Annotated in this window: 10 protein-coding genes; all 10 read right to left on the bottom strand. The window is 40.3% G+C overall.

Features of this window, described 5'->3' with window-relative positions:
• Positions 1-55: 55 nt before the first annotated feature.
• The 10 genes from ilvN to DS742_RS11345 all read right to left on the bottom strand — a co-directional run bounded on the left by ilvN (position 56) and on the right by DS742_RS11345 (position 9,428).
• Positions 56-541 carry an acetolactate synthase small subunit gene (gene ilvN / locus DS742_RS11300; protein WP_117417105.1) on the bottom strand — a complete coding sequence of 162 codons (486 nt, stop codon included), beginning with the start codon at positions 539-541 and terminating at the stop codon, positions 56-58.
• Between the two features lie 18 nt (positions 542-559).
• A complete protein-coding gene (gene ilvB / locus DS742_RS11305; protein WP_117417106.1) occupies positions 560-2,281 on the bottom strand; it encodes a biosynthetic-type acetolactate synthase large subunit in 1,722 nt (573 codons plus the stop codon).
• A 97-nt stretch (positions 2,282-2,378) separates the two neighbouring features.
• Positions 2,379-2,957, bottom strand: a complete 579-nt coding sequence (locus tag DS742_RS11310; RefSeq protein ID WP_117417107.1) for a TetR/AcrR family transcriptional regulator — start codon at positions 2,955-2,957, stop codon at positions 2,379-2,381.
• Positions 2,958-3,030: 73 nt separating this feature from the next.
• Positions 3,031-3,462, bottom strand: coding sequence for an N-acetyltransferase (locus tag DS742_RS11315; RefSeq protein ID WP_117417108.1), 432 nt, complete (start codon positions 3,460-3,462; stop codon positions 3,031-3,033).
• Between the two features lie 99 nt (positions 3,463-3,561).
• Entirely contained in the window at positions 3,562-4,185 is a 624-nt protein-coding gene (locus tag DS742_RS11320) for a DUF4397 domain-containing protein (RefSeq protein ID WP_117417109.1), read from the bottom strand.
• A gap of 72 nt (positions 4,186-4,257) precedes the next feature.
• Complete coding sequence (locus tag DS742_RS11325; protein ID WP_117417110.1) at positions 4,258-5,196, bottom strand: sensor domain-containing diguanylate cyclase; 939 nt, start codon at positions 5,194-5,196, stop codon at positions 4,258-4,260.
• Entirely contained in the window at positions 5,189-5,821 is a 633-nt protein-coding gene (locus DS742_RS11330; protein WP_117417111.1) for a chemotaxis protein CheC, read from the bottom strand. The genes DS742_RS11325 and DS742_RS11330 overlap by 8 nt, the downstream gene beginning before the upstream one ends.
• On the bottom strand, positions 5,808-6,188 hold the full coding sequence (locus DS742_RS11335; protein WP_117417112.1) for a response regulator transcription factor: 381 nt from the start codon (positions 6,186-6,188) through the stop codon (positions 5,808-5,810). The genes DS742_RS11330 and DS742_RS11335 overlap by 14 nt, the downstream gene beginning before the upstream one ends.
• Before the next feature lie 327 nt (positions 6,189-6,515).
• The gene (locus DS742_RS11340; protein ID WP_117417113.1) at positions 6,516-7,088 is read right to left on the bottom strand and encodes a hypothetical protein; all 573 of its coding nucleotides are present in this window, start codon (positions 7,086-7,088) and stop codon (positions 6,516-6,518) included.
• A gap of 96 nt (positions 7,089-7,184) precedes the next feature.
• The gene (locus DS742_RS11345) at positions 7,185-9,428 is read right to left on the bottom strand and encodes a glycoside hydrolase domain-containing protein (RefSeq protein WP_117417114.1); all 2,244 of its coding nucleotides are present in this window, start codon (positions 9,426-9,428) and stop codon (positions 7,185-7,187) included.
• Positions 9,429-9,453 lie beyond the last annotated feature (25 nt).

Consider the following 9,453-nt stretch of genomic DNA (forward strand, 5'->3'; position numbering starts at 1 on the left):
ACGGGAAGATCACAATTCGATCTGACTCTGACACAATGTTTTTATCAGCAAAGCTCTAAACTGCTTCAACTGCTACGCTTCCACCTCTGACAATTTCAACCGGATTATCCAGTCTCTTGTATAATAACTGCAGCATAAGATTGTTCTCTTCTTCCGCTTTTATGCTTTCTATCAATACCGAATCTTTGTTAAAATCAAGAATTCTAATTCCGTATACCTCTGAAAACTGAAAAAGGAAAGTGCGGTCATTTTCTGTGCATTTCAATATTTTTAAAAACATAATCTCTTTTCTGTAAATGTCAATATCTGTATAATCGATTACTTTAAAAACTTCCACCATGCGGTTCAGCTGTTTTTTAATCTGTTCAAAAAGCTGGTCATCACTGAAAAGGCTGATGGTTACCCGAGATGCCGTCTCATCCTGCGTCGTCCCTACCGTAAGGCTGTTAAGATTGTAAGCTTTCGCAGAAAAAAGCCCGGTAATTCTGGCAAGTACACCCACTTCATTTTCCACAAACAGACAAAGCCACCTTTTTTTCATATCCTTCACCTTCCTTATTTAATATTCCATAATCATTTCACTTAACTGGCTTCCCGGCGGAACAATAGGAAGAACATTTTCTTCCGGTTCAATGATAAACTCTATTAACGTAGGGGCAAGATCATTTTTGAGAGCTCGTTTAAATGCCGCCTCGACTTCTTCTTTGCTGGTCACACGGATCCCAAACGCCCCGTAACTTTCTGCCAGCTTCACAAAATCCGGAGTATAAACAGGACACGTTTTTCCAGGACCTGTGCAGCCCGCTTTGCACCGTTTTCTATACTTCAGGCAAGTAGAAGAATACCGGTTATTGTAAAACATCTGCTGCCACTGCCTTACATTACCTAGATAGCCATTATTCAGAATGCAGACAATCACAGGCAGCTCCTGCACGACTGCTGTTGCCAGCTCCTGAATATTCATCTGAATTCCACCATCCCCGCAGACAGCAACAACGTGTTTCTCCGGATTGCCAAGCTTTGCTCCCAGTGCGGCGGGAAGACCATAGCCCATGGTTCCAAGACCTCCTGATGTCAGCAGTTGTTTCTCTTCATTTAACTCCAGAAACTGTGTCGTCCAAAGCTGGTTCTGCCCCACGTCCGTCACTACAATAAGTTTGTCAAACATTTCATTGATCTTCTTAATGATAAACAGGGGCGTCAGACCGGTCTGTTTCATTGCAAGAGGATACAACTTTTTTAACTCTTCCAGCTGCTTCTTCCATGCTTCGCAATTACAGGGCTCCGTTTTTTGAAGCAGATGACTGATCGCTTTTTGGGCATCACCCACAATGGGGATATCAACTGTGATATTCCTTGATATGGAAGCCGGGTCTATATCAATATGGATCAGCGTTGCCTTGCTGGCAAAGGTACCCGCTCTCCCGGTGATTCTGTCGTTAAACCTTGTTCCAATGGAACAAAGTACATCGCATTCACTGATTGCTTTATTAGCTGCATAACTGGCATGGATTCCTATATTTCCTATGTATAGCGGGTGGTTTGTGGGTATGGCACCTTTTCCCATTATGGTTGACACCACCGGAATGCCGGTAACATCCACAAGTTTTTCCATTTCTTTTCCTGCTCCGGCTGCCAGTACACCTCCCCCAACCAGGAACAGAGGTTTTTCTCCCTGTTTCAGTGCTGCCAGAGCCTTTTTTATCTGCCCCTCATGGACTGTCGCAATGGGCTTATACCCCCTGATTTCCACCGTATCCGGATAAGTATCATCACCATATGCCTGCTGGATGTCTTTTGGAATATCCACTACCACAACTCCTGGTTTTCCGGTGGCAGCGATATGGAATGCTTTTTTTATGATCTTTCCCAGTTCCTGTCTGCTTCGGACAGTAACCGCATATTTACAGATATTTCTTGTAATTCCTACGATATCAACTTCCTGAAATGCATCATTACCTATGAGATGCGTCGGCACCTGTCCCGTGAAGCATACCAGCGGAACACTGTCATAATTGGCTGTTGCTATGCCTGTCACCAGATTCGTCGCACCGGGCCCGCTGGTAACCAGACAAACTCCGGTCTTTTTGACAGACCGTGCATATCCGTCAGCAGCATGAATCAATCCCTGTTCATGACGAGGCAGAATTATCTCGATCTCACTCTGCCCATACAGTGCATCAAAAAGATCGATTGCCTGACCGCCCGGATATCCAAACAGGATATCTACTCCCTCCATTCTTAAGGCTTTTACAAAAAGCTGGGCACCTGTTATATCCATGAGTAATTCCTCCTTATTAATGCAAGTATCCACTTGCATTTTGTTTTTTATAAATGGCATCACCAATAAATGATGATACCACTGAATCATAATCCTGTTATTCCTGTTCAATTCCTTTTAAAAACAAAGACACACTGCCTATAATGTACTCCTCCTGCCTGATCTTTGTAAGCTGGTCATTAAAGGAGGCTTTTAAAAAGGTAAAACCAAATGTAGAGGAAAAAATCGTCATTGCCAGACACTCATAATCAAGAAAAGGGATTTTTCCCCTTTCATGCATTGCTTCAAAATACATAATTAATGTTTCAAGAAATGCCTTCGGTATTTTTAAAATTTGGGGTCTGGTATCCTCGTAGATCTGGGGCGCCCGCAGTCCAATGGACAAGTTAACAAAATCCGGGGTAATACGATCCAGATAATTACGCATAAACATCTCCAGATCAGGCTGAAGCTCCCACTTAACATTTTGAAAAATTGCCGGTGATATATTTCCACGCCACTTTTCCTGTTCCATTCCAGTAAGGACAATGTCTTTTTTACCTTTAAATTTCCGAAAAATGGTACATTCATTGATATTGGCACGGCCTGCTATATCTTTTGTCGTTGTAGCAACATATCCCTTCTCTTTAATAAGTTCCATAGCTGCATCAATGATTTTCTGACTTGTATCGTCCAATCAGCCTTCCTCCATATGCAAGTATATGCTTGCATTCTAGCGCATCAGCCTGGTTTTGTCAATTGTTTCGTTTTTAAGCCCAGTTCCGGCTCCATGCCATCTGGTATTCCACTTCTCCGTTTTCCTTATCCTCCTGTTTTTCAGTCACAACAAATCCCTCTCTCTTATAAAAATCCACGGCACGTTTATTCTTTTCATACACCTTTAATGATAACTCGTCGTGATTCCCTTTCACATAATGAAGCAGCCGGCTTCCGATTCCTCTGGACTGATGGTCTTTGGAAATAAAAATTCCAGCTATATAACTGTCCATCAGACCAATAAATCCCTGTATGCTTCCATTGTCTTCGTATACATAAACAGATGCCTTTGGCAGTATCTCCATTACTTCACCGAAATGGTCCTGCCAATAGCTTTTTTTAATAAAATCATGTGCCTGTATGTTGGTGTCCAGCCATAGTTCCATAATACGGCTTAAATCATCTGCCTGAAATTCCCTTACCATTTCTCTATCTCCTTTGTCTAACTTTCTTTGATAATAGAAAAACAGATAACTCCTGCACAAAGAGCTATCTGTTTTTTCCATCTAATTCTAAGTTATACCCTAAAATTCATCCGTTGTCAAGAGAACCTCAAGCTGGGGATTTCCCTGCAGCAGCCCGACAGCATAGATTGTATTAAAACTGTCTTCAGATAAGGGTACATTGGGTATCTCTAACACGATATCTGTTGACCCGGCCGGTCTTACCTGAAGCGTTAAGTTCATGGGGTCTGCGGCAATATAAGGAGTAATCTGTTTAAATGCAACATTTGGGAAAATCACAGTTCCATCCGGAAGTGTAATATCCACTGCAGGTGCATCAGGAGATAAATGTATAAAACGTACCATTGATCTCCCCTGAACAATTTCTCCATTGGCATCGGTGATGGATAGAAGTCCGATGTCATCAGGAGTTCCTACTGCAGCCACGGTGAGCATTACATCCCGCTCTACCGGAAGCATATTTTCAATAATAGGATCATCCTGAGTTCCCGTTACATAAAGAGAAACTTTATAGGTTCCCTCCTGTACGGTTAAGTAATCTGTAAAATCTCCATAAGAAAGACTTTCAATGATCATCTCATCATCCACGTATATGTCAACATTGGGCGCATTGGGAACTGTGTGCATAACACGCACATAGCCTACATGTACTTCATCTGACGGTCTGGTTGTGTACTGGTCCATACTATACCTCACGAATGTTTATATACGGTATAATATATGCTTGTGACAGGGGATGTGACCGGTTTTTTCCTTTTAATCCATGCGGTAAAAATATGTTTCCATTCCTTTTAGCTGTTTCGCCACATACATGGCTGCATCCGCCTTTACAATCAGCTGGTCTATGGTATCGGCATCGGCTGGATAAAAACTGATTCCTCCGCTGATGGACAGGGGGATCGTTATATTCTGAATTTCCACCGCATCTTTGGTCAGTTCCACGATTCTGGAGACTACAGCATTATAATTTTCCACCTCTTTCATGTCAGGCAGAAGTATAAGGAACTCATCCCCTCCATACCGGCAGACCAGGTCATTTTCCCTGGCTGCCTTACTTAACAGTTCGGCAACATGAATCAAAACCTTATCCCCAAACTCATGGCCATATGTATCATTGATGGACTTAAATTTATTCACGTCACAAAACATCAGCCCCAGCAGACTTTTATCTCTTTTGGCCTTCGCCAGCAAAGCGGCGGAAACTTCATAGAATAAGCTGCGGTTTGCAACTCCCGTTAATTTGTCATAGTAAGCAAGCTTCTGAATTGTCTTTTCCTTCTCCTTTAACTCCTTATTGGTTTCCCATAACTGATTCACATAGGATTTCAGCTGCTTAATCTGATTAAACTGACTGGTAACATTGATAAATTCCAGTTGGATAAAAAGTTTTCCGTTATTTTCAATTCTGGTAACCTTCAAATTAAAATGATCGGAATTATTTAACATCTGCTTGTGGATTGCGCCGGAAAAGAAACGGATAATTCCCTGCTCCTGTACGTCATGAAAGGCATCCAGATAATAGTTCCTGCCTAAATCAGGCAGTACATCAGTAATGGACTGATTCAGGATATGATATCGCTTCAGATTTGTAGTTTCCTCCATGTAATAATTCCAGTACATGATTTGCAGATCCTCATTTAATATGACAATCCCTTCATTAAGATTATCCAGTACCTGATATAATAATTTATTCATATAGTGATTCCTCTAGCAGGCTGATTCTCTTTAATAAATCATTCAGCGAATGAAGCGATAAATCAACAATAATTGCACCTTCAATTTCCGTATCACCAATAACAAACGTAATATATAAAATCAAAACATATAAATTACCCGTATTCTGGTAGTCATATTTAAATTCGGACAAATTAAAGAGTCTGACTTCCGGAAGTGTATATTTAAAACTGATATTCAGGAGATTGCCTGTTTCCCCTATAATGCAGTTTAATATAATATTGCCAATTTCTTTTATAATATCAAAATCTACATCGTTAAAATCCATATTATCTGTGTCGGTCTGTTCTTCCTGAAGGCAGAGACTGATAAATGTCTTCATCTTTTCCGCCGAAAAAATCAGGCTTGCCTTGCCTGTATAATTTTCCTTAAATGAAAGAGTGGATACCATAAGGGTTCCGTTTTTTTTCATCGAGATATATTCATCAATCGCATAAGGCTCCGAGGAAACATTAAGGATTTTCACATTGGGCACATTCAGATGTATTTTCTGCTGAACAATATCTGACAGGATTCCTGCTGCACGTCCTACACTGATATTAAACAGCTCCTTTAAAATATCCTGTGTCATATCACGGTTTTCCATTGTCCTTCTCCTTCATTATATTACAGATAATCCGGGCTTTCTCATCGGTAAAAGGTTTATTAATAAATGTCATGATATGATGTTTTTCAATCTCTTCCCTGACATGATTCTGTACATCGGCAGAAACCACGACAATATTTGCAGACGGATCAAATTCCTGGATCAGTCTGATTAAGCTCTGCCCATCCAGTCCCGGCATCAGCAGATCAACAAATACATAATCCGGCTTCAGCTCCTTGTATTTTTTAAGCCCTTCCCATCCATCGGCAGCAAACTGCAGATCTGGCTCTTCAACATATTTTCTTAAAATGTTGGCAGTCATTTTCTGTGAAAAAACAGAGTCATCTACAATTAATATTTTTATCATACAATTTCTCCCTTGTATGCAAACCCAATTGGTCTGCATGTTCTTCTGTATCCAATACCATTATTTTTGTTCCTGGTTCCGTCATCATCTGTCAAAAAAACGACAAAATGTGCATGGAACTTCCCATCTGTCCCATGCACATTATCACTCATACAGCAGCCATGGAAGGCAGATTTTTAATTTAAATAACTTATTTTGAGCGTCATACCTTCCATTAACCATTTATACTGTTTCTATTTTAATAAATGAACACACAAATTACAACTGAATCTTTTATAAATAACTTGAAAACTTTGTGCTTGACACCATTAATGTAGAACAGAGAAATTACATCTTATTTCTTTTGCCTTTGTTAACATATCCATCCAAACGAAATGGTTCTGTTTTTATTATTTTTTTAATATTCTTATTTTCATCAATAATTTTATTAAGTGCCTCCAGTATCCTGTCATCCTTGTAAATAACCAAAATGGTATTTTCCGCATAAATAAATACAAATTCATCATAAAAAACCATATAATCTATATCTTTGTAGTTATAAGAAACTTCCTTATAAACCATATGGTCTTTTTCAAGATCAACCATAAATCCTCTGCCATATTTTTTAATAACAGCCTCCTGTATCCTTTTTTTATTCCATGTTCCAAACCACACGATAAACATTGTGTATATCGTAGCTGCCACTGCAATATAAGCGCAGACTGTGGTAAAGAAAGTAAACTTATGATCCAGCAGATAAAGGGATGCAATGCAGAAATATAAAACTGCGATCACAATACACAGCCACTTGATGCTGTTTTTTCCATATCGAAGTGTATTGTTTCTCCGCGCCGGTTCGGGGTGGAATAATGATTCTAATTTTGACAATGAATCTGCCGGGAAATTCTGATTGTATTTCATAGATAAAACCTCCTTTTCTTTTCCTGCATAATATCTAATATAGCGCAATATTCCGGTTTATACCAGATTATTGCGCTATAAACTTTATACTGAACTTTATGCAAGCAGCAAGAAACCTCCGCCGGCAAGGAATTCTAACAACGCGCCTACTCCCGTACTGGCTACAAGACAAATAATTGCAACAACTGCCACTCCTGCCACTACCTTTAATGCGGCCTCGGCAAATTCTGCTTCATCAAACCGGTCATCATTGTCGTTGTTCAGTGTAATGGTGAAACCGATTTCTACAGTAATACCAGCTTCCACATCCGGATCTTCAGGAAGCAAATCTTCAGAGCTGACACGAATGCTGAATTTCGCCTGTTTTGGTGACACATATTCCAGTCCCAAAGAAATATTTCCTGATTTAACAGATAAAGCTATGCTGCTCAGCACTTTACTGAAATCCGCACCATTTCCAAGTTTACCCAGATCAATATCTGAGGAAGCCTGTATAATCTGATTCTGGCAGCCTGTTGTCAAACTTCCGGAATTATCAATGCTGATACCAATATTGTAGTCTTTATCTGATATTCGTTTCATTTCTGTTGAAAACTCTGCTGTTATAGTAACAATACTGTTTCCGGTTGTATAAGTATCAAGCAGTATTTCTTTGTTATAGGAAATTCCAAGCTCCAGAGCCTTGTCCATATACCCCAATGGATCTAATACATCATAAATATATTGATTTCTTGCTATTTCTAACAGTGCTTTCCGGTTTTCCTCTTCCAGTTCTTCCTTTGTTTTTTCTGGCACTGCATCAAAAGAGGACGCGCCCTCATCTCTTCCGGAAAATGCATCTTTATCAATGGGGAAGTTTGGAGAAGAGGGAAATGTATACTCATAAAACTGATCAAAAGCCCAGTTAGAGGGAATTGGAAATCCTAAATTGCAGCTGAAGCCCGTGGACATATCTGCCACAAACGAGGTCTTTGCCAATCCTAACTGGCTGATCTTTGTACACACATAACGGGGAGCATAAATACCAACCCTGTATTTCCTGTGATTTTCTGAACTGTTAAAGAATAAATTTATCCGCCTGAAATACGGAATGATAAACAGGTTAATCTGATATTCATAACAATCAAAATCCACAGCAAAATAAATGGTTGAATTTTCAGGAATTCCGATCCTTTCAGCCGCCAGTACAGCTGTCTGAGCATCAACCGTTCCCTGTGACGGCCTCTGGAAATACTCCAGATAATATCCTCCATCCTGATAAATCGGAAATACGCTAAGCCCTGCCTCTTTTATGTAACCTATCTCTGTTAAAGTCAGATACTTTGGTGTGTGTGCTGTTCCCACAGAACCGGTCAGATACCGCCCCACATGTGTGAATCCGGCATTTTTCAAATCCAGCGCCTGCTGTTTATTGAGTACAGTCGCACAGTCACATGCTCTTGCTTTTCTTCCTGTGTCACCTTTACTTGTCAGCAGGGATTTCATAGTTGATACATTCACTTCTCCCGCCGTTACAAGCCCGATCCCGGTCAAGCCATAAAACTTCTGAAAATCTTCCACCTCACTGGCAGTTGCATCATCATAGATGCCATCGAATCTTCCAGGATTGTAACCATTAAAATACAGTCCGTACTGAACTAATTTGTTAAAGGGTATATAGTAAGATGAATTCTGTCCTGATTTTAATTTTGCAGGAAAAGCAGCTGTTGTAGCATTTCCAAAATTAACAGAATTTAAGTTTGTTATCAGCTCAGTGGTCACTCCTTCCGCTGCCTGAAGTGCACCTACTAAAGATAACGCTGTCTGCCTTGATACAATTCCGTCGCAGGGCCCTACTCCAATAATATGGGACCATTCGCTGTTAAGCTGCTGTTGTATGAGACGGGTAATACTGTTTCCGCCTGATACCGTCTTAAACCAGTTCATGGATAGAAGTCCAGCCCATACTTTCCAATCGATCTTTCCTGTAACCGGCAATCCTGCGTCCTTTTGCATTTCGCTGACTGCGGACACTCCGGTAGTATAAAAGATACCGGTGATTCCTCCTGCATTATACCCTTTGCAAAACAGGGCACATTGTATGAGACATACATTTACACTGACGGGATCTGATGGATTCATTTTTACAATCTCAGGTAAGCTCTTCATTTTGCTTATAGTTAGCGGGCCTACTGTCCCAGTTGCATCCGATATCCCATTTTGAATCTGGAATGCCCTGATGATCCCCTGCATTACAGCAGTACCTGTGTAACCATCCTCCTCCAGTTTTACCCAGGCGGAGTGACCTCCAAACATTGAGTTTAGATACTTCTGTGCTTTTAATACATTACTGTCTGCCATAATTATTCCTCCTAGTATAATAATG

The sequence above is a fragment of the Lacrimispora amygdalina genome (genome assembly GCF_003432035.1).
Classification (GTDB): domain Bacteria; phylum Bacillota; class Clostridia; order Lachnospirales; family Lachnospiraceae; genus Lacrimispora; species Lacrimispora amygdalina.